The sequence below is a fragment of the Flavonifractor porci genome (assembly GCF_037572415.1).
Lineage (GTDB): Bacteria > Bacillota > Clostridia > Oscillospirales > Oscillospiraceae > Flavonifractor > Flavonifractor porci.
Window position 1 is genome coordinate 1 of the sequence record NZ_JBBHLB010000014.1, and the last position, 20,191, is coordinate 20,191.

Here is a 20,191-nt window from a genome sequence, read left to right on the forward strand (position 1 = left end):
CAGATAATCCCTTACAATCTCTATTTTCTTCTCGTATGCCACCTTACTTCTGGACATAAATATCTCCCCCTATAGAAGCAGTGTTTTATTTCACTGTCTCCTATAGGGGGAGCATATCACCGCCGCTGGCGGGGGGCTGCTTTGTTTTGTTGCTTACTTGAAGTACTCCGCGCCGCTCTCCAGCAGAGGCTGATACTTGTTGCCGGGGATGTTGAGGGCAACGTGATCGCCGCGCCGTTCGGAGTGGCCCATCTTGCCGAACACCCGGCCGTCGGGGGAGAAGATACCCTCGATGGCGCACGCCGAGCCGTTGGGGTTGACGTCGATGTCCATGGAGGGTACGCCGTTTGCGTCCACATACTGGGTGGCCACCTGGCCGTTGGCGATGAGCTGGTCCAGTACGTTCTGGGGAGCCACGAAGCGGCCCTCGCCGTGGGAGATGGGGATGGCGTGGAGGTCGCCCACGTTGGATTTGAGCATCCAGGGGGAGTTGACCGAGGCCACCCGGGTGGTGACGTACCGGCTCTGGTGGCGGCCGATCAGGTTGTAGGTCAGGGTGGGGCAGTTCTCGTCCATGTCCCGGATCTGGCCGTAGGGCACCAGGCCCAGCTTGACCAGGGCCTGGAAGCCGTTGCAGATGCCCAGCATCAGGCCGTCCCGGTTTTTCAGCAGGTCGTGGACCGCGTCGGTGATGGCTCTATTGCGGAAGAAGGAGCAGATGAACTTGGCGGAGCCGTCGGGCTCGTCGCCGCCGGAGAAGCCGCCGGGGATAAAGACGATCTGGGCCTTGCGGATGGCGCCCTCCAGAGCCGCGGTGGACTGGAGCAGGTCGTCGGCGGTCAGATTGCGGATGTTCACCGTCTCGGCGTCCATACCCGCCCGCAGGCAGGCCCGCACCGAGTCATACTCGCAGTTGGTGCCGGGGAACACGGGAATGACTACCCGGGGCCGGGCGATCTTGGACTTGCACACGGCGGGGGAGCGATTCTCCCAGGAAATGGCCTCCACCGGAGCGGCCTTGCCGGCCCGGGTGGGGTACACATCCTCCAGCACGCTCTCGTTGAGAGAGAGCAGCTCGTCAATGGGGGCGGAATCGCCGTTGACGTTGATGACGGCCTCGGCGGTGGTGCGGCCGATGAGCAGGCCGCCGTCGCATTCCCCGGTGAGCTGGGCCACGATAGCGCCGGGCATGGGAGCGTCCCAGTCCAGGCCGGTGTCCACGGAGGTAAAGCCGATGGAGTTGCCGAAGGCCATGTTCATGACGGCCTCGCCCAGGCCGTTCTCCACCGCCCAGGCGGCCTCCACCTTGCCCGCCTGATGGAGGGCGTACAGGGCCTTCCAGGCGGACTTGCTGTCCTCGGAGGCAAAGAGGTACACCGGCTTGTCCGCCGTCTTGAACTCGGGGGAGAGCACGTCCTTGGCCTTCACCGGGGCAATGGCGAAGGAGATGAGGGTGGGGGGCACGTCCAGGTCCAGGAAGGAGCCGGACATGGAGTCCTTGCCGCCGATGGCGGCGCAGCCCAGCTCCAGCTGGGCATCCAGAGCGCCCAGCAGAGCGGCGAAGGGCTTGCCCCACCGCTGAGGCTCGGTGCGCAGCTTCTCAAAGAACTCCTGGAGGGTCAGGTAGGCCTTTTCGTAATTTGCACCTGCCGCCACCAGCTTGGCCACCGAGGCGTACACCGCGCTGTGAGCGCCGGCGTAGGGGTTGGCGGACAGCTGGTCGGGGTCGCAGCCCCAGGCCATGACGCTGGCCTGATCGGTCTCCTGGTTGGGCTCCACGGGGAAGAGGGCGGCCATGGCCTGAGCGGGGGTGCGCTGGGTCTTGCCGCCGAAGGGCATGAGCACGCTGCCCGCGCCGATGGAGCCGTCAAACCGCTCGGTGAGGCCCCGGCGGGAGGCGGACTTCAGGCTGGCGGCCATCTCCCGCAGAGTGCGGAACTTCTTCTCGCTCTGGGGCGCGGTGGCCTTTTCGTCCACCTGGACACAGGCGTGCTTCACCGCGCCGTTGGTGTTGAGAAAGGCGCGGGACAGGTTGGCCACGGTCTGGCCCCGCCAGGTCATGACCATGCGGGGGGATTCGGTGACGGTGGCCACCTGATAGGCCTCCAGGTTTTCACTGGCGGCAAAGTTCATCAGAGTCTGGGCGTCCTGGGGGGCCACCACCACGGCCATGCGCTCCTGGGATTCGGAGATGGCAAGCTCGGTGCCGTCCAGGCCGTCGTACTTCTTGCGGACGGCGTCCAGGTCAATGGCGAGGCCGTCGGCCAGCTCGCCGATGGCCACCGACACGCCGCCGGCGCCGAAGTCGTTGCACCGCTTGATAAGGCGGGTCACGTTGGGGTTGCGGAAGAGCCGCTGGAGCTTGCGCTCCTCGGGAGCGTTGCCCTTCTGGACCTCGGAGGCCATGGTGTCCAGGGAGGACAGGTTGTGGCTCTTGGAGGAGCCGGTGGCGCCGCCAATGCCGTCACGGCCGGTGCGGCCGCCCAGCAGGATGACCACGTCGCCGGGGGCGGGTACCTCACGGCGGACATGATCGGCGGGAGCTGCGCCCACCACAGCGCCGCACTCCAGGTGCTTGGCGATGTAGCCCTCGTGGTAGAGCTCGGCCACATGGCCGGTGGCCAGGCCGATCTGGTTGCCGTAGGAGGAGTAGCCGGCGGCGGCGGTCTGAGCGATCTTGCGCTGGGGCAGCTTGCCCTCCAGGGTCTCACTCACCGGCACGGTAGGATCGCCGCAGCCGGTGAGGCGCATGGCCTGGTGGACATACACGCGGCCGGACAGAGGGTCCCGGATGCAGCCGCCGATACAGGTGGCCGCGCCGCCGAAGGGCTCGATCTCGGTGGGGTGGTTGTGAGTCTCGTTCTTGAACATCAGCAGCCAGTCCTGCTCCTTGCCGTCCACCGTGGCGGGGACGTGGATGGAGCAGGCGTTGATCTCCTCGCTCTGGTCCAGCTCGGGGAGCAGGCCCCGCTTCTTCAGGGTCTTGGCGCCGATGGTGGCAATGTCCATCAGAGTCTGGGGCCGCTTGGCCGCCTTCTCCTCGCCGTACACCTCCACACGGGCGGCCAGGTAGCGGTCGTAGGCCGCCTTGACGGCGGGATCGGTAATGTCCACGCTGTCCAGGTGGGTGGAGAAGGTGGTGTGGCGGCAGTGATCGGACCAGTAGGTGTCCACCACCCGTACCTCGGTGAGGGTGGGGTCCCGCTTCTCTTCCTCTTTAAAGTAGGTCTGGAGGAAGGTCAGGTCGGCCAGGTCCATGGCCAGGCCGTATTGCTCCAACAGGGCGGTGAGGCCTGCCTGATCCAACGTACAAAAACCCTCCAGCACCGGCACGTCAGCGGGCTCGGGGTACTGCTGGATCAGAGTCTCAGGCTTGTCCAGGGCAGCTTCCCGGCTCTCCACAGGGTTGATGAGATAGCCTCTGGCCTTGTCCAGGTCGGCCTCGGACAGCGCTCCTGCCAGCACATAGACGGTGGCGGAGCGGACGGTGGGCCGCTCGCCGCCGGTGAGCATCTGGATGCACTGGGCGCAGGAATCGGCCCGCTGGTCGTACTGGCCCGGCAGAGCCTCCACCGCCAGCAGGGCGCCGTCGGTCTCCGGCATGGTCTCGTCCCACAGCTGGTCCACCTGCGGCTCGGACAGGATGGTGGTGCGGGCGGCCTCATAGGCGGCCTGCTCCACACCCTCCACGTCGTAGCGGCGGATGACCCGCACGCCGGCGAGGCCGCTGAGCCCCAGGGTGCCCTTCAGCTCTCCCAGCAGATGACCGGCCTCCACGTCGAAGCCCGGCTTTTTTTCCACATAACAGCGAAATACCTTCCCCATATGTACCTCCCTAAAACTTCCCGCGGATGGAGAGACTCCATCCTGCCCCGCGGGTGCCGCCTCTGCAACGGACGGCGCGCAAATGGCCCGGTCAGCGCCTTTTTCTGGTCTGCCGGGAATGTCTCTGACATAACTATAGCACGGGGGACCGGCCTGCGGCAATAGGCAATCCGACAGAGAAAACCGGGGGAAAGTCAACAATTTCTCTTCCATGGATTTACTTTTTTCTTCCGCTATGTTATAATCTCGACAAACCGGCTCCATCTCTGTGGGGACCGGTATGCTCCGTTTCCGGAAAAGGGAGCGACAGATCGGGCGGCGAAATCTATTTTGCCGCCAGCGAGAAGGAGTGTTGTGTTATGTTCTGTCCCAAGTGCGGGAAAGAGATCCCTGACGGTTCCGCATTTTGTTCTTCCTGCGGTACCAATGTGAATACCATGGGCGGCCCCGGCAGCGCTGCCAAGCCCTCCGCGGCTGGCGTTGCCTTCAGCGGCCTGGGCGGTTTCCTGAAGGCCTACTTTGCTTCCCCTGTTCAGGCCACCTGGAATACCCTGGCCAAGCGTGATATGGCCACCCCTCTGATCCTGATGGGCGCCCAGTTGGTGGCCTGCATTCTGATGCTGCTGGGCTTTGCTCTGAAGATCAATATGCTGTCCCACGGCTTTATGGAAGTGCCCTTCCAGTTCTGGTTCGTCGGCGGACTGCTGGGTGACGCCATTGCGGTGGCGATCTTCATGGGCCTGCTCTTCGGCGCGGCCAAGATCCTCCAGTCCGGCTGCACCTTCCAGGATGTGGTGATCGCCTGCGGCTGTCACTCCATTTTCATCAGTATCCTGATGCTCGTCACCTTCCTGTGCTTCCTGATTTCCATGGAGCTGGGTGCCTGGCTGCTCATCCTCACCCTGATTCTGTGGGTGGCGCTGGGCGTGTCCTCTTTCCAGATGGTCGCTCCCGAGCTGGAGTCCGGCAAGGCCTGGCTGCTCTACCTGGGTGTGGTGGCCGTCACCATTATCCTGACCCTGCTCATCCTGGGCAACGGTCTGTTCCCCGCTCTGGCCGGCTCCCGCACCGGTCTGACCAGCAGCCTCTTTGGTTCCATCTGGTAAGCCGATTCCGCAACAAAAATCTTCGGGCGCGCTGCAATGCAGCGCGCCCGGTTTTTTGCGCACAAAAGGCCTGCTGCAATCACATGCAGCAGGCCTTCCTAAATTCATTTTGTTTCAGGCAGAGGAATACGAAACTCCTGGGTTCCCATATAACCGGGGGCGATCTCATATTTCTCAAAGAATACCACCGGGGTACCGCCGGCGTCCAGATAAAAGAGCTGATCGTCGGAAATGGACTCAAAGCCGCCCTCCCCCTGGAGAAAGTAGAGGTTATCCGGGTCCTGGCTGCGGCGGCCGATCTCGGCGGCAATAACGGAATTGGCGATCTGCTTGTAGTCGGGGCCCAACAGATCCCGGAGGGTGATCTCCTGTCCGGCCTGGAGGTCAATGTTGTAGGTGTAATACTCGGTGTAGGCGCTGGCCAGAGTCTCGGTCTTGGTGATGACAAAGGAGAGATAGTGATCGTTCTGACACTTGATCTCGTAGTCCACACTGATGATGATGGGCATGAAATCGTCGGCATCGCCGCCGGTGTCCACATAAGCCTCCCTGGCAGCCCGGGCCCGGTCCTCCGCCTCCTGGAGCACCTGATCGATGCGGGCGGAGATCTCAGCATTGACACGCTGTTCCAGGTCGGTGTCGCCGGCCAGGTCCAGGGCGGGCAGACGCACATCAATGAGATGGTCCCGGTCTTCCACGGTGTACTGGGTGACGGTAAATACCCGGGCCAGATCGCCCAGTACCGGTACGTCGGCCACGGCCTGGGCGAAGGTAGGGTTGACGTTGATCAGCAGCACGAAGCAGGCGCAGGCGCCCAGAGAGGCGGACAGGCTCCGCCGCAGGCCCCGGCGGTGCTGCCGCTGTTTTTCCCCCGCCCGCAGGGCGGAGGCCACGGCAAATTCCAGTTCCGGGGGCGTATCAGTGTTCCGGTACTGCTGCTTGGCCTCTTCCCACAACTGCTTCATGTGGTTACCTCCTCTCCGGTGAGATCCCGCAGCTTACGCAGGCTCTTGTACAGTCGGGATTTGACAGTGTTCAGATTGGCGCCGGTGATGCGGGCGATCTCATCCAGCTTCATGTCCTCAAAAAAGCGCAGCTTGATGATGGCCTGCTCCTTGGGGTCCAGCCGGTCGATGGCGGCGTACAGGTCCAGCCGCTCCGCCGGATCGCTGGCGGGGGCAGGCCCGTCGGCCAGCGACTCCTCCAGAGGGACCAGCCGCTTGCTGCGGCGGTAGTGGTTCATGCTCTCGTTGAGCAGGATGCGGTAAAACCAGGTTTTCAGGTACTCCGGCTGCCGGAGGGAATCCGACTTGGACAGGGCCCGGACGATGCTTTCCTGGACCACATCCAGGGCAGCGTCCCGATTTTTGACATAGCTGAACGCCAGGCGGTAGAATTCCTCCTGGTGGACGATGATATACTCGTTCAGCTGCTGCCGGATGTTGTTGTCCAATGCCGGGGTACGCTCCTTTTACTGGGCTGCCGCCTGACCCGCCTGGTAGGCCTCCGGGGTAATGGTATGGCACATCAGATATTCCAGCCACTTTTGATACCAGGCCTTGGTAAAGTGGACCCCGTCCACGGTGGCATCGGCGGGCAGAATGCCGTTTTCATCACTGAGGGCGGTCTTGACGTCCACCAGCGCCACCTGGCACTCTTCCGCCAGCTTGGGGAACACCCCGTTAAAGTCGGCCACCCGGTCGTTGTTCACATAGGAGGGCTGCTTCTTCTGGGCGCAGATCTCCGGGTTGACAGGCACCAGGTTCTGCAGATAGATGATGGCGTCGGGCTGGGCCGCCTTGACCTCCTCCAGGAAGGACTTGAAGGCCTTGTAGAAGCTGTCGGTGCCGGGGTAGCCCAGCTCGTTGACGCCCAGGGAGATATAGATCTTTTTATACTGGGGCCCCTTTTTCAGGGCCTCCACCACGGTGTATTTGCCGCCGTTCATCTCCACCACCTGGCGCTTGCTCATGTCGAAGATGTTCAGACCCTTGTAGCAATAGAAGGTGGCGCCTTTGATGCCGCTGTAGATCTGCAGGCCGTCGGTGCGGGAGTCGCCGATGAACAGGGCGTCAGAGAAGTAGTCCATCTCCACCGGCTCGGACTCAGGCACGGGCTGGGTGAAATCAAAGACTGCAGCGGGAGAGGGTGCGGGGGTGGCGGTGGGCGTGGGCTCCACGGCCGGAGACTCCGAGGGGACGGCGGAGGGCTGGGTCACGGGGGCGGAGGGTGTGACCTCCGGCTGTACGGAGGATGTGACTCCGGCGGCCGGGGGGGCGCTCTTGCCCGCGGAGAGGATAAGCAGCAGACAGACGCACACCGCTGCGGCGGCAATGAGCAGGGGCAGGGTGGCGCCGGGGCCGTTTCTCTTGTTTTTCATGCGCTTGGGGCGATAGGACTGGGACAATGAAGACACCTCGATTTGTAAAAACTGGACCCGGCCGGGGGCCTTGTGTTTGTATCTGTTAGACGGCAGGGGCCAGCGAAAAGTTGAAGGAAAAGCATTTTATTTTTTAGAAAAAACGCCGGGGTATCCCCGGCGTTTCAGTCTGTCGAAAAAGGCAGAACTGATGCAAGAGAGAACTAGGTTCTTGCACCGAGGAAAAGCCCTTGGCAGAGTTTTGCCGCCTGCGGGCGGCAAAACAGAATAAGAATCTGTTTTTTCCAAGGACATGAGCCTTGGAAAAAACACTTCTCAGCCCGCAAACGTGCGCGCTTTGCGCGTGCGACGCAGCGGGCTGCATTCCCTCGAAAAAATGCTTGCATTTTTGAGAAGCGTGTCGAGCTTTCTCGACACGCTGAAACGCCGGGGTATCCCCGGCGTTTTTGGGTAGGACTCAGTTCAGGCCGTCCAGCACGCTGCGGGCGGCGTCAGCGTCGGCGGCCACCACCAGCAGGGCGGTGTTGCCGGTCTGCTCCACGATGGCGTGGTTGAGCTTGTCCACCTCGCCGGGCATATAGCTCTTCAGGGCGGTGGTCTGATCGCTGACCCGCTTGTCCAGGGCCTCCTTGGCGGTCTTGGCGGCGGCCTCGTCGGTGAGGGTGAGCACCGCGATCTCCTCCGCGCCCATGGACAGGGAGGTGTACACGGCGCAGTCGGTGATGGTGGAGGCGTCAATGCCATACATGGCGGCGGCGGTGTCCTTGTCCAGGGTGTCCAGGGTGTCGCTGAAGGCTTTGGACTCCAGCAGCGCCTTGGCGGTGGCGGCAGGGTCATAACTCTTGGCGCTTGAACCGCCTCCGCAGGCGGAGAGGCACAGGCACAGGGCCAGCACGCCGGGCAGCAGTCGCTTCAACAGGTTCTTCATGGTTCTCTATCTCCTTCCATATCATCCGCATGGGTCTGTCCGGCCTGATAGTGCTCCGGGTCCACGGTGTGCTCCATCAGAAAGGTCAGCCATGTTTCATACCAGGGACGCTTGAAGTGGATGCCGTCCGACGTGGCGTCGTCCGGCAGGGGGCCGTCGGCGGTCAAAGCGCCGTACACATCCACCAGCACCACCTGATGCTCCCGGGCCAGCTGGGCAAACAGCTGGTTAAAGGCCTCTACCCGGGCGTTGGTGATGCAGGAGGCCTGGCCGTAGGCTTTGCATTTGGCCTCGTCCACCGGGGCCAGATTCTGCAGATAGACCACGGCGTTGGGCTGGAGGGCTTTTACTTCTTCTATAAAGACGCCGAAGGTGCGCAAATAGTTTTCCTCATTGTAATAGCCCAGCTCATTCATGCCGAAGGCTATGTAGACCTTGCCGAACTGAGGGCCCTTCTCCAGGGCTTCCACGATGGAATAGTCCTGGCCGTCCAGCTTCACCAGGCCGGGGTTATTTACCCCGAAAATGCTCAGTCCGGTGTAGACGTAGAAGGCGGCGCCTTTGACGCCGCTGTACAGCTCCAGCCCATGGGTGCGGGAGTCGCCGATAAACAGGGCGTCGGAGAAATAGTCCATGTCCACCGGATCGGTCTTGGGGGCGGGCTGGGTAAAATCGAAAGCGGGAATGGGCGCGGGGGTAGGTGCGGGGGTGACAGTGGCGGTGGGAAGGGGATCGGCGCCCTCCGCCGGGGCCCGGCTGAGCGCCGGGAGGGTCACCAGGACCACACCCACCGCAATGGCCGCCAGCACCAGAGGCAGACGCCGGCGGGGCGGCGTGGGGGTGTTTTCGGTGATCTGGGAATAGAGCGAGCGGGACAAATCAAAACACCTCGTTTGAAGTTTCAAAATCAGAGCCGTTCAGCACCAGCGGCAGCAGCTCTTCCAGCCTGGCGATCTCCCAGGTGGGGGCGGCAGGGCCGGGACTGGGCAGGCGGCGGGGGTTGTACCAGGCGGTATCCAGCCCCATGGCGGCGGCGCCGCCGATGTCGGAAGTCAGGTTATCCCCCACCATCAGGGCCCGGCTCAGGTCGGTGATACCCAGGGCGTCCAGGACCGGCCGGAAAAAGGCGGGGCTGGGCTTGGAGGCGCCTATTTCCTCAGAAATAAAGAGATGGGGGATAAGGCAGGCCAGAGGGGAGCGGTCAAACCGGCCCCGCTGAGCCCGGGCCACGCCGTTGGTGAGGATGGCCAGGGTACAGTGCTCACCCAGAGCCCGGCAGACGTCCTCCGCGCCGGGGAGGAGGAAGGGCTGCTCCCCCAGCCGATCCAGGTAGGTCCGGTTGAGGGCGGCGGGGTCGGCGTCCACCCCCAGGGCGGCGGTGAGCCGGGCAAAGCGCTCCACCACCAGCCACTCCCGGGTGGCCGCTCCCCGGTCCAGCATGGCCCACAGGGCGCTGTTGATGGACACATAGAGGGCTTCGGTCTCCGGGGGACAGGGGATGGAGAAGGCTTCCAGTGCCAGGCGCAGGGCCTCGTGCTCCGAGCGGTCAAAGTCAAACAGGGTATTGTCTGCGTCCAGCAGGACGAAATCGTAGCGTCTCATGAGTGGTTGCCTCCTGACAGGCTCCGCCGGTGATTCTGATAGTTGGTGACCAGGCGGGCCAGAGAGGCCACCATCAGCACGCCCACCGCCAGGGCTCCCGCCAGACCCAGGGTGTGGAGCAAAGACTCCAGAAACAGGGAGGTCTCCCCGCTCATGGCGTGCTCCATGGTGTAGTAGATGCCGCCGCCGGGCACCAGGGGGAAGAGGGCCACCAGCAGATAACTGGTCACCGGGCACCGGCGCAGCCGGGCCATGATCTCCGACCAGGCGGAGATGGCCAGGGCAGCGAAAAAGGATTGGATGATGTCGCTGTGGACCAGGGGGGCGGCCAGCAGGTAGACCAGCCAGCCAAGGGCCCCGCCGCCGGCACAGATGAGCATACCGGCTGCTCCGTGGATGTTGAACAGCAGGGAAAAGCCGATGCAGGCCAGGAAGGCGTAGATACAGGGCAGATAGTAGGTAAACTGTTCCATGTCAGCCTCCCATCAGCATCCGGATCAGACCCAGGGCCAGGGCGGTGCCCAGGGCGATGGCCGCTCCGATGAGCAGGGCCTCGGCGGCCTTGCTGATGCCGGCCACCATGTCGCCGGCCATGATATCCCGCATGGCGTTGGTAAAGGCGATGCCGGGCACCAGGGCCATCAGGGCGCCGATGATGATGCTGTCGGAATTCTGGCCGATACCGGCGGCGGTAAGGGCCAGGGCCACAAAGGCGGACACCGCCGCGCCGGCGATGGTTTTGAAAAAGAGGTTGGCCCCCAGCCTGGAGGTGAAGGCCATACACAGACAGATCACCATGCCGCAGACGCCGCCGCACAGGCCGTCCCATACCGAGCCGCCGTAAAACAGGGAGAACATACCGCAGCCCAGGAAGTGGGCCAGCAGCTGGACTGGCAGGGAGTAGACCTTGTGGGTGCGCTCGATCTGGCGCATACTGTCCAGGGCCTCCTCAAAGGGGGGCGTCTCCCGGCACAGCCGGCGGCACAGGTCGTTGTACCGCTCCAGCAGGTAGATGTCGGTGCCGTGGCTGGGCATCCGGCGGATCTGGGTCATGGGTTCCCCCTGGGGAGAGGTGAGGCTGACGATGATGCAGTTGGGGATGGCAAAGACCTCCCCCCGCTCGGCCCCGTAGGCCTGGAGCAGGCGGCTGACGGACTCCTCCACCCGGTAGATCTCCGCTCCGCTGAGCATGAGCCGGAAGCCCATTTCGCTTACGATTTCCAGCAGCTCATTGTAGTCCGGCTTCAACGGGGAGACCTCCTCTCTTGCACCTGAAAATCCGATGATTTTGGTGGACACTGGTTTACAGCTTATCACATTTCCCCCGGGATATCCATACCTTTCTCAGAAATATTCCCGGCCTGAGAAAAAAGGCGGGTATTGAATGTAAAAATGGGATTTGATACAATATCAGTACAGATAAAAATAGGAAAGAGAGGTGGTCTTATGCCGCCCAGGGAAAAGACGCCGGCGGAAAAAGCGGCGGAGAAGGCCCGTATTCTGGAGGCTGCCCTGGATATCCTTGCGGCCGACGGCTATGAGGGCCTGACCATGCGCCGGCTGGGACAGAAAATCGGCGCCTCAGCCACCAAGATCTATCTCTATTTTGTCAATAAGGATGAGGTTTATCTGTCGGTGGTCATTGAGGGTTACCGCCAGCTGTGCGGCAGTCTGCGGCAGGCCATGGAAACCGCCTCCGGCGGGGAGGCTCAGTTTGACGCCTTCCTGCGGACCTATCTGGAGTTTGCCTGGAGCCACCCCACCTTCTATGAGGTGATGGCGCTGAAAAAGGTCCCCATGCAGGCCGACTACGCCGGGACGGAGATGGAGACGGTGGCCCGGCGAAAGTATGAGGCGGGGATGGAGGTTTTTATCCTTACCCGGCAGGTGATGGAGAACTATCTGGGAGACAAGGGGTATACCCTCCAGGTATCCCGGGACGCGGCGGCCTTTTCCATCATCGTATTTCTCAACGGGCTGCTCAATACCTACTACAATAAGCTGGCCCACACCGTATTCTCCGACCTGGATCAGCTGCTGGGCGACTGTATCCGGCTGCTGAAAAATGCCTTCCGTAACAGCGCGCTGTTGGAAGGAAACGAATTCCAAGACAAATCAGGTGAATGAAGCATGACGGAGGAAGAAAAGATTTTTGCCGGGAAGATGTTCGATCCCCGGCGGCAGGAGCTGAAGGACCTGAAGCACAAGGCCCATGAGGCCTGCCGGAAGTACAATGCCATGGACGAGTACGACCCTGGGCGGGGGGAAGTGATCCGGGCCATTCTGGGCCGGGCGGGCAAGGCCTGCTACTTCCAGGGCCCCGTCCAGTTTAACTACGGCTGCCATACCTTCATTGGGGAGAACTTTTTCGCCAACTTCAATCTGATGGTGATGGACGACGCCCGGATCTGGATCGGGGACAACGTGTGCTTTGGGCCCAATGTGTCCCTGATGGCCACCAACCACCCGCTGCCCGCCCAGGAGCGCACCGGCCTGGACGGGGAGGGCCGCACCACCATGGCGGAGTTTGCCCGGGAGATCCACATCGGCAACGGGGTGTGGCTGGCCTGCAATGTGGTGGTGCTGGACGGAGTCACCATCGGGGACGGAGCGGTGATCGGCGCGGGGAGCGTCGTCACCAAGGACATCCCCGCCGGCTGGCTGGCCTACGGCAACCCCTGCCGCCCCATCCGCCCCATCACGGCCGCCGACAGCAAGCGGGAGCTGATTTTGGAGGAGGATCTGGACCACTTCGCCTGGAATCTCAAAGCATAAAAAATGCGCGCCGCACATTGCGGCGCGCATTTTTTGCGGGCGCCTCAGGGATCGAAGGCGGCGCTTCGCCGGCCCCCGCCCCCAAACAGGTTATTGTACTGCACCTGCTGGTAGTCCCGGATGAGGGCGGCGTAGTCGTTGGTCTCCAGGTGGCTGTGGGCCTGCCCCGCCGTGTCCATATAGCCCACAAAGGTAAGGGCGGGCAGCTGCTGCTGGAGCTGCCACAGATAGCCGTCGTACACCGTGCCCTGGATGCCGGCATACCGCAGCAGATAGAGGCTCAAAAAATTCAGACTGGTGATCTCCGGGTCCTCCTCCGGCAGGGGATAGTTGGCCCAGATCACAAAGGGAGTCTCATACTTGCCCATGTACTGATTCATGTTCATCTGGTCCTGGGTGACGCCGTAGGCCTTGTCCAGGAAGCCCTGCTCCACCGAGGGCTGGTGGTCGCCGAACATGAGGATGATGGTGGGCTCCTCCTGGTTCTGGAAATACTCCACTAGGGTGCGGAAGGCCTGGTCGCTCTTGTTGGCCAGGGTGAGGTACTGCTCGGCCTGGGGATACTTGCCCGGCTCGTCGGTGAGGATGACCTGGGCGGGGTAATCTTTGGCGGTGTAGCTGCCGTGGTTCTGGATGGTGACGTTGAACAGGAAGAGGGGCTGCCCCTCCTCCTTGTGCTCAAACTCCCAGATGATCTGCTCAAAATCGGACTGGTCGCTGACATAGCCGTGCTCCATGGTCTGGTTCACGTCCATGTCGTCCACACACTTGAACTGGTCAAAGCCCAGCTGGGGATAGGCCTGATTGCGCTGCCAGGAGGTGCGCTCGCCGGGATGGAAGGCCAGGGTGTCGTACCCCTGGGCCTTCAGCAGGGAGGCCAGAGAGGCGGATGGACCCAGCACGTACTGCTGGTAGGGGATGCTGCCCGAGGGCAGGAAGGCCATGGAGTTGCCGGTGAGGAACTCGAACTCGCTGGCGCTGGTGCCCGCTCCGAATACCGAGGTGTAGGTGTGGCCGAAGATGGTATTGTCCAGAGAGCGGATGTAGTCGGTGACGCTCTCGCTGAGCTGCAGGTTGCCGTAGGACTCAAAGTCGGCCCAGGACTCGTTCATGATGGCGATGATGTTGGGCTTCTGGACCGACACCGCCGCCGGGGCCAGGGGCTCCACCCCCTCCAGCAGGGCATCCACGTTCTCCGGGGAGTAGCCCTCCGGCTCCTCCACCTTCAGAAACTCGGTATTGCGGAGAAAGACGGCCAGGCAGCCGCCGGTGCGGTAGGCTCCCGCCTGATCCCACACGTCGGTCTTGACCCCCAGCTTCTCCAGCTTTTCCGGGGGCAGCAGGAACATGAGGCAGGCCAGCCCCGCAGCCAGACAGGCCAGCCGCAGGGGCAGGCGCTTCCGGGTGGTGAGCCGCAGCCGGGCCTTGCGCCGCTCCGGGTGAAGGAACACCACCAGAGCGGCGGCCAGCAGGATGGCGATCCCGATCTGCCAGGTGAGGAACAGGTGGTAGTTGCCTGCCACGCTGGCGGCGGTGCCCAGGGCGGAGAAGTCCCAGGGCAGGATGGGGGTGCCCCGGAAGGCGTTGACGAAAAAGTTGGCGGCGCCCCACAGCCCGGCGGCGATGTGGATGCCGATGGTGCAGGGGGCGATGCGTCCCACCAGGGCGCACAGCAGCCAGAACAGCAGAGCCACGCACAGGGCGTTGGCCACCAGTACGGGGAAGGTCAGAGCGAAGGGATTGGCTCCGTATGTAAACTGCATGAGCCACACAGCGGTGAAGGGGGTCAGGAGCAGGAAGAGCGCCTGCCACAGCCCGTCCTTGCGAAGCAGGGGAAGAATTTGCTTAACATTCATCATATGGTACTCCGGTCATTTGGGAAGATAGTGTGCCATTATAGCGCAAAAAGCCCAGCTTGTCAAAACCAGCCGGTGGAAAACAAATGAAAAACGTCCCCCGGTACGGTTTGTACCGGGGGACGCGGCAGATTACAGCACTTTGGACAAAAATTCGATGGTGCGGGGCTCCTTGGGGTTGGCAAAGAAGGCGTGGGGCTCGTTCTGCTCCAGCACATGGCCGCCGTCCATAAAGAGGACCCGGCTGCCCACTTCCCGGGCAAAGCCCATCTCGTGGGTAACCACCACCATGGTCATGCCCTCGTCGGCCAGCTGCTTCATGACTTCCAGTACCTCGCCCACCATTTCGGGGTCCAGGGCGGAGGTGGGCTCGTCGAACAGCATCACCTTGGGCTTCATGGCCAGAGCGCGGACAATGGCGATACGCTGCTTCTGACCTCCGGAGAGCTGGGCGGGATAGGCGTCCGCCTTCTCCTCCAGACCCACCCGTTTCAGAAGGGCGGTGGCGGTGTCGTCGGCCTCGGCCTGGCTCATCAGCTTGGTGCGGACGGGAGCCAGGGTAATATTCTTCCGAATGGTCATGTTGGGGAAGAGGTTGAAGTGCTGGAACACCATGCCCATCTGTCGCCGGATCAGGTCGATGTTGGTCTTGGGGTCGGTGATGGCGGTGCCCTCAAAGGTGATGGTGCCCTTGGTGGGAGCCTCCAGCAGGTTGAGGCAGCGCAGGAAGGTGGACTTGCCCGAGCCGGAGGGCCCGATGATGACCACTTTCTCTCCGGGATAAATGTGCTCGGAAATGTCGTCCAGCACCAGATGGTCCCCGAAGGACTTGGACAGGTTTTTAACGTCTATCACTTTGACGCAGCCTCCTTTCCAGAATACCCAGCAGCCAGGTGAAGAGCATGACCATCAGAAGATAGATGACGGCGATGCCCAGATAGGGATACATCACGTCATAGGTCTTGCTGCCGATGGACTTGGCGGCATAGACCAGTTCCTTACCGCCGATGGCGGAGATCAGAGCGGTATCCTTAAACAGGGTAATAAACTCGTTGCCCAGAGCAGGCAGAATGTTCTTAAAGGCCTGGGGAATGACGATAAAGCGCATGGTATCCAGATAGTTCAGGCCCAGGGACCGTCCGGCTTCGCTTTGGCCCATATCCACGCTCATCAGGCCGCCGCGGACGATCTCGGCCACATAGGCGCCCGAGTTGATGCCCAGGGTGAGGGTGCCCACCAGGGTGTATTCACGGCTGCTTTTAAAGATGATAAAGCCCATGATCAGCAGCTGGACCATCATGGGGGTGCCGCGGATAATGGTAACATAGATCTTGCAGATGGCGTTCAGTACGCCCAGGATGGGATTGTGCCGGCCCAGACGCTGCTGATCATGGGTGGTGCGGATCACAGCCACCACCACGCCCAGCACAATACCCAGGATCAGGGCCATGGCGGTGATCCAGAGGGTGGTCAGCACGCCGTTCAGGTAGAGCTGCCAACGGGCCTCCTCAAAAAAGGCCTTATAAATGCCCACAAAGGCGTCTTGCCACCAGGGCAAGTCCACGCCGTCTTTCAGCTGCTGTCCCAGGGACTCATAGAGTTGCGCCCAGTTCACAGAGATTCTCCTTTCTTGCTGTCTGCCGCATACGACCCGAAAAAGGACGGCCCGAAGGCCGCCCTTTTCAGTTGAATGCGAATCTTTCGCTTGTCTCAGCCCTCAGCGGGGATATACTTGTCAATGATGGACTGCACGGTGCCGTCCTGGATCAGCTCACTCAGAGCGGTGTTGACGGCATCCTTCAGAGCGGTGTTGCCCTTGGCAAAGCCGATGGCGTAGTCCTCGTTGGCGAACTCGGAGTCCAGGATCTTCAGGCCGGGATTGGCATCCACATAGGCCTGGGCGGGAGCGTTGTCGATCACCACGCAGTCAACCTGGCCGTTCATCAGAGCCTGGATGGCGGCGGCACCGTCGTCATAGGGGATCACGGCGTCCTCGCCGTAGCCGCCGTTCTCGGGGGTGTCGGAGCAGTAGATGTAGCCTGTGGTGCCCATCTGGCAGCCGATCAGCTTGCCCTCCAGATCATCGATGGTGGCGATGTCGGAGTTCTCTGGAACAATGACGACCTGAATGCCGTTGGCGTAGGTGTCGGAGAAGTCCATGACCTCCAGACGATCGTCGGTGATGGTAACGCCGGCCATAACGATGTCGCTCTTGCCGGTCTGCACAGCCTGCAGGGAGGCGTCAAAGCCCATGTTGTCCACCACCAGCTCCAGGCCCAGCTTCTGGGCAATGGCGTAGGCGATCTCCACATCGATGCCTTCGTAGCCGGTGCCCTCGTAGCCCTCGCCGTCGCCCACCATCTCGTAGGGGGGGAACTGGGCGTTGGTGCTCATGATCAGCTTGCCGGCCTCCACGGTGGTGAACTCACCGGAGGCGGCGGGAGTCTCGGTGCCCTCAACGGAAGGGGTCTCGCTGTTGCCGGAGGGGGTGTTGGCGGTGCCGGCGGTGCCGCCGCCGCAGGCGGCCAGCAGAGACAGGGACATAACTGCGGTCAGGCCCATCAGGGCCAGCTTCTTGAAATTCTTCATACTGTATTCTCTCCTATTCATTGCGCTTCACGCGATTCGTACTGTGTTCCTTGATTTGGTGTCTCTTATTATACACCGTATGCAAATAAATGCAATATTTATTCATTCGTCAAACCACACAAAAAACCGGAAGATTTTCCGTGGGTCTCTCTCCAGGCGGTTTGTGGGGGTGGAAGGTCACATAATGCTGTTATGTGAGAAAACAGGCCTGTTTTCAGCAGCTGAAAGGGTTTACTTCCGGGAAAATAATGTGGTATAATGACGGCGATATGTTCAGATGTGGTTTTGAAAACCAGAAAGGAGGCTGCCCTTTGGAAGAGATCCGTGCATTGAAGGAGCGGCTGGAGGGGGAACGGCCGGTAGATTGGGAGGGATTTCCCGATATTGGTCTGTATATGGATCAGCTCATCAACTATATGCCCCGCCAACTGATCCACTATGGAGAGGGGGAGGCCCTGACCTCCGCCATGGTGAATAATTATATTAAAGATGGGGCCATGCCCCGGGCGGAGGGCAAGCGGTACTCCCGCACCCACCTGGCCTACCTCACCGCCCTGTGCGCCCTCAAGCAGGTGCTGTCGGTGAAGGACGCCGGCCTGCTGCTGGCCGCGGCGGCTCAGGGGCGGGAGCCCAGGGAACTGTATGAGCAGTTCTGTATGGAGCTGGACCGGGCTCTGGATGTGACTGCCGGGTCCCTGGACCCCACTGCCGGGGAGGAGGACCTGTCCGGCCTGGCTCTGGCTCTGGCGTTGCGCAGCTACGCGGATAAGCTGGCCTGCCAGCGTATTCTGGAACTGCTGCGGGCCAGACAGCCCCAGTCGGAGAAAGAGAAAAAGAAAAAAGACTGATTTTTGCAATCAAACTTGAATGATATACTGGAGGTTATCAAAGCTGTGGGAGAATATGTGATCTTGACCGACTCCTCCGCCGACCTGACTGCTGAGCTGGTGGCGGAACTGGGGGTAGAGGTGATCCCCCTGTCCTTTACCATGGAGGATAAGACCTACTATAATTTCCCGGACAACCGGGACATCGATCCGGCGGATTTTTATAAGCGTCTGCGGGGCGGGGCAATGGCTACCACCTCGGCGGTCAATGTGGCTACCTATACGGATACCATCGAGCCCATGCTGAAGGAGGGCAAGGACGTGCTGGTGCTGGCCTTCTCCTCCGGCCTGTCCGCCACCTGCAACTCCGCCAAAATCGCCGCCGGGGAGCTGATGGAGCAGTATCCCGACCGGAAGGTGTATGTGGTGGATACCCTGTGCGCCTCTCTGGGCCAGGGCCTGCTGGTGTGGTATGCCGCCAACCTGAAAAAGGAGGGTAAGACCATAGAGGAAGTGCGGGAGTGGACCGAGGAGCACAAGCTCAACCTGTGCCACTGGTTTACCGTGGATGACCTCATGTTCCTCAAGCGGGGCGGCCGCATCTCCTCCGCCACTGCCGTGCTGGGCACCATGCTGTCCATCAAGCCGGTGATGCACGTGGACAATGAGGGCCACCTCATTAAGGTGGGCACCGCCCGGGGCCGCAACGCCTCTCTGAAGGCTCTGGTGGACCATATGGCTGAGACTGCCCAGGACCCCGGCAAGCAGGTGGTGTTTATCAGCCACGGCGACTGTCTGGCCGACGCTCAGAAGGTGGCCGACGACGTGAAGAGCCGCTTTGGGGTGGAGACCGTTATCATCAACTATGTGGGTCCCGTCATCGGCGCCCACTCCGGCCCCGGCACCGTGGCCCTCTTCTTTATGGGGAGTGAGCGCTGATGGAAGATATCAAGTGGCTGGAAGTGGTGCTGGACACCACCGAGGAGGAGCTGGACGGCCTGTGCGCCCGGCTCACCGCCAACGGCGTTACCGGCTTCGCCATTGAGGATGAGGAGGACTTCAAGACCTTCCTGGAGCAGAACCGTCAGTACTGGGACTATGTGGACGAGGACCTGATGGAGAAGATGAAGGGGGTGTGCCGGGTCAAGTTCTACGTCTCCGACGACGACCACGGCAAGACCCAGCTCAAGCAGTGGTTGGAGGGCATCGACCAGCCCTACACCGCCTCCTCCCTGGGGGATAACGACTGGGCCCACTCCTGGCAGAAGTATTACAAGCCCATGACCGTGGGGGAGAAGCTGTGGATCGTTCCCGAGTGGGAGCGGGACCAGACCCCGCCGGAGGGGCGCACCCCGGTGTACCTCAATCCCGGGCTCACCTTTGGAACCGGCAACCACGCATCCACCCAGCTGTGTCTGATGGGGCTGGAGGAGTATACCGTGCCCGGCCAGCCGGTGCTGGACCTGGGCTGTGGCAGCGGCATCCTGTCCATTGCCGCCATGGCGCTGGGAGCCAGCTCCGCCGTGGCGGTGGACATCGACCCCAAGGCGGTGGACGTGGCCTATGAGAATGCCGGCCTTAACGGCATCGGCAAGGACCGGTACACCGTCCGGGCGGGGAACGTGCTCACCGACCAGGCTCTGGTAAAGGAGCTGGGTGAGCAGCGCTATCCCCTGGTGCTGGCCAACATCGTGGCCGACGTCATCATGCCCCTGTCCGCCAAGGCGGGGGAGTGGATGACCGAGGACGGGGTGTTCCTGTGTTCCGGCATCATCGACACCCGCTCCGGCGAGGTGGAGGCCGCCCTGGAGCGCAACGGCCTGCACATCATCCGCCGCCGGGAGCAGAACGGTTGGGTGTCCCTGGCCGCAAAGCGGGCATAATATGGATCAAAAGGACGCACCGCGCCGCGGTGCGTCCTTTTTGTGTGGAGGACTAGGAATGCTCTTCTTCCTTCAGATTTTCCAGAGCCACCCGGGTGGCCTCAATGACGAACTGGGAGAAGTTGCAGTCTGTTCCCTGAATGGCTTTCTCAACCTCCTCCAGAATCTGATTGGGAAAGCGGATGGTTTTGGAAGTGGTGCCGGGAACGGCGGGCAGTTTAAATTTAGCCATAGTATCACCATGTCTTACATTTTGTCGGCTGTTATATATTCTAATGCTACCAGAATGCGGACCAAGATGCAAATGTACTGTAGGGGCGGCCTTTATGGCCGCCCGCCGTTTTTTTGTCGGCATGAGGGCCGCTCAGAGTGAAAGGATTGCATTTTTTCCCCGGATATGATACACTTTTTCGGTACGAT

General features: G+C 61.6%; 21 protein-coding genes. 7 read left to right on the forward strand and 14 right to left on the reverse strand.

Features of this window, described 5'->3' with window-relative positions; all coding sequences use genetic code 11:
* Positions 1-153: 153 nt before the first annotated feature.
* The gene (locus WHJ28_RS11955; protein WP_340042348.1) at positions 154-3,825 is read right to left on the reverse strand and encodes a phosphoribosylformylglycinamidine synthase; all 3,672 of its coding nucleotides are present in this window, start codon (positions 3,823-3,825) and stop codon (positions 154-156) included.
* Between the two features lie 359 nt (positions 3,826-4,184).
* On the opposite strand from WHJ28_RS11955, the gene WHJ28_RS11960 reads away from it, so the two are divergent.
* The gene (locus WHJ28_RS11960) at positions 4,185-4,931 is read left to right on the forward strand and encodes a zinc ribbon domain-containing protein (RefSeq protein ID WP_340042350.1); all 747 of its coding nucleotides are present in this window, start codon (positions 4,185-4,187) and stop codon (positions 4,929-4,931) included.
* Positions 4,932-5,035: 104 nt separating this feature from the next.
* Here WHJ28_RS11960 and WHJ28_RS11965 read toward each other — a convergent pair whose 3' ends face one another.
* From WHJ28_RS11965 to WHJ28_RS11975, 3 genes are read right to left on the reverse strand one after another with little or no spacing between them, the layout of a single operon-like run.
* On the reverse strand, positions 5,036-5,896 hold the full coding sequence (locus tag WHJ28_RS11965; protein ID WP_340042352.1) for a DUF3298 and DUF4163 domain-containing protein: 861 nt from the start codon (positions 5,894-5,896) through the stop codon (positions 5,036-5,038).
* Entirely contained in the window at positions 5,893-6,384 is a 492-nt protein-coding gene (locus WHJ28_RS11970; RefSeq protein WP_340042354.1) for a sigma-70 family RNA polymerase sigma factor, read from the reverse strand. The genes WHJ28_RS11965 and WHJ28_RS11970 overlap by 4 nt, the downstream gene beginning before the upstream one ends.
* Before the next feature lie 18 nt (positions 6,385-6,402).
* On the reverse strand, positions 6,403-7,338 hold the full coding sequence (locus tag WHJ28_RS11975) for a GDSL-type esterase/lipase family protein (protein ID WP_340042355.1): 936 nt from the start codon (positions 7,336-7,338) through the stop codon (positions 6,403-6,405).
* Between the two features lie 49 nt (positions 7,339-7,387).
* Here WHJ28_RS11975 and WHJ28_RS11980 point away from each other — a divergent pair, with 49 nt between their 5' ends.
* The gene (locus WHJ28_RS11980) at positions 7,388-7,582 is read left to right on the forward strand and encodes a hypothetical protein (RefSeq protein WP_340042356.1); all 195 of its coding nucleotides are present in this window, start codon (positions 7,388-7,390) and stop codon (positions 7,580-7,582) included.
* A 186-nt stretch (positions 7,583-7,768) separates the two neighbouring features.
* Here the strand turns inward: WHJ28_RS11980 and WHJ28_RS11985 are convergent, their stop codons facing one another.
* From WHJ28_RS11985 to WHJ28_RS12005, 5 genes are read right to left on the reverse strand one after another with little or no spacing between them, the layout of a single operon-like run.
* Entirely contained in the window at positions 7,769-8,239 is a 471-nt protein-coding gene (locus WHJ28_RS11985) for a DUF4358 domain-containing protein (RefSeq protein ID WP_340042357.1), read from the reverse strand.
* Complete coding sequence (locus tag WHJ28_RS11990; RefSeq protein ID WP_340042358.1) at positions 8,236-9,117, reverse strand: GDSL-type esterase/lipase family protein; 882 nt, start codon at positions 9,115-9,117, stop codon at positions 8,236-8,238. Before WHJ28_RS11990 ends, WHJ28_RS11985 begins: the two co-directional genes overlap by 4 nt.
* A 1-nt stretch (position 9,118) precedes the next feature.
* On the reverse strand, positions 9,119-9,841 hold the full coding sequence (locus WHJ28_RS11995; RefSeq protein ID WP_340042359.1) for a YjjG family noncanonical pyrimidine nucleotidase: 723 nt from the start codon (positions 9,839-9,841) through the stop codon (positions 9,119-9,121).
* Entirely contained in the window at positions 9,838-10,314 is a 477-nt protein-coding gene (locus WHJ28_RS12000; protein ID WP_340042360.1) for a threonine/serine exporter family protein, read from the reverse strand. The genes WHJ28_RS11995 and WHJ28_RS12000 overlap by 4 nt, the downstream gene beginning before the upstream one ends.
* A 1-nt stretch (position 10,315) precedes the next feature.
* Positions 10,316-11,089 carry a threonine/serine exporter family protein gene (locus tag WHJ28_RS12005; protein ID WP_340042361.1) on the reverse strand — a complete coding sequence of 258 codons (774 nt, stop codon included), beginning with the start codon at positions 11,087-11,089 and terminating at the stop codon, positions 10,316-10,318.
* A 198-nt stretch (positions 11,090-11,287) separates the two neighbouring features.
* Here WHJ28_RS12005 and WHJ28_RS12010 point away from each other — a divergent pair, with 198 nt between their 5' ends.
* Both WHJ28_RS12010 and WHJ28_RS12015 read left to right on the forward strand, forming a co-directional pair.
* The gene (locus WHJ28_RS12010; protein WP_340042362.1) at positions 11,288-11,968 is read left to right on the forward strand and encodes a TetR/AcrR family transcriptional regulator; all 681 of its coding nucleotides are present in this window, start codon (positions 11,288-11,290) and stop codon (positions 11,966-11,968) included.
* Positions 11,969-11,971: 3 nt separating this feature from the next.
* Complete coding sequence (locus WHJ28_RS12015; protein WP_340042363.1) at positions 11,972-12,616, forward strand: sugar O-acetyltransferase; 645 nt, start codon at positions 11,972-11,974, stop codon at positions 12,614-12,616.
* A gap of 44 nt (positions 12,617-12,660) precedes the next feature.
* Here WHJ28_RS12015 and WHJ28_RS12020 read toward each other — a convergent pair whose 3' ends face one another.
* The 4 genes from WHJ28_RS12020 to WHJ28_RS12035 all read right to left on the reverse strand — a co-directional run bounded on the left by WHJ28_RS12020 (position 12,661) and on the right by WHJ28_RS12035 (position 17,061).
* A complete protein-coding gene (locus WHJ28_RS12020) occupies positions 12,661-14,472 on the reverse strand; it encodes an LTA synthase family protein (protein WP_340042364.1) in 1,812 nt (603 codons plus the stop codon).
* A 132-nt stretch (positions 14,473-14,604) separates the two neighbouring features.
* The gene (locus tag WHJ28_RS12025; RefSeq protein ID WP_340042365.1) at positions 14,605-15,327 is read right to left on the reverse strand and encodes an amino acid ABC transporter ATP-binding protein; all 723 of its coding nucleotides are present in this window, start codon (positions 15,325-15,327) and stop codon (positions 14,605-14,607) included.
* The gene (locus WHJ28_RS12030) at positions 15,314-16,087 is read right to left on the reverse strand and encodes an amino acid ABC transporter permease (protein WP_425461136.1); all 774 of its coding nucleotides are present in this window, start codon (positions 16,085-16,087) and stop codon (positions 15,314-15,316) included. Before WHJ28_RS12030 ends, WHJ28_RS12025 begins: the two co-directional genes overlap by 14 nt.
* Before the next feature lie 95 nt (positions 16,088-16,182).
* Positions 16,183-17,061 (reverse strand): ABC transporter substrate-binding protein, encoded by an 879-nt coding sequence (locus WHJ28_RS12035; protein ID WP_340042366.1) that lies wholly within the window; start codon positions 17,059-17,061, stop codon positions 16,183-16,185.
* A gap of 311 nt (positions 17,062-17,372) precedes the next feature.
* Between WHJ28_RS12035 and WHJ28_RS12040 the strand changes: the two genes are divergently transcribed.
* The 3 genes from WHJ28_RS12040 to prmA are packed head-to-tail and all read left to right on the forward strand — an operon-like array spanning position 17,373 to position 19,771.
* Positions 17,373-17,909 (forward strand): DUF1836 domain-containing protein, encoded by a 537-nt coding sequence (locus tag WHJ28_RS12040; protein ID WP_340042367.1) that lies wholly within the window; start codon positions 17,373-17,375, stop codon positions 17,907-17,909.
* 45 nt (positions 17,910-17,954) lie between these two features.
* Positions 17,955-18,827, forward strand: a complete 873-nt coding sequence (locus tag WHJ28_RS12045) for a DegV family protein (RefSeq protein ID WP_340042368.1) — start codon at positions 17,955-17,957, stop codon at positions 18,825-18,827.
* Positions 18,827-19,771 (forward strand): 50S ribosomal protein L11 methyltransferase, encoded by a 945-nt coding sequence (gene prmA, locus WHJ28_RS12050; protein WP_340042369.1) that lies wholly within the window; start codon positions 18,827-18,829, stop codon positions 19,769-19,771. The genes WHJ28_RS12045 and prmA overlap by 1 nt, the downstream gene beginning before the upstream one ends.
* Positions 19,772-19,823: 52 nt before the next feature.
* On the opposite strand, the gene WHJ28_RS12055 is transcribed toward prmA, so the two are convergent.
* Positions 19,824-20,003, reverse strand: a complete 180-nt coding sequence (locus WHJ28_RS12055) for a YlcI/YnfO family protein (RefSeq protein WP_340042370.1) — start codon at positions 20,001-20,003, stop codon at positions 19,824-19,826.
* Positions 20,004-20,191: the final 188 nt, after the last annotated feature.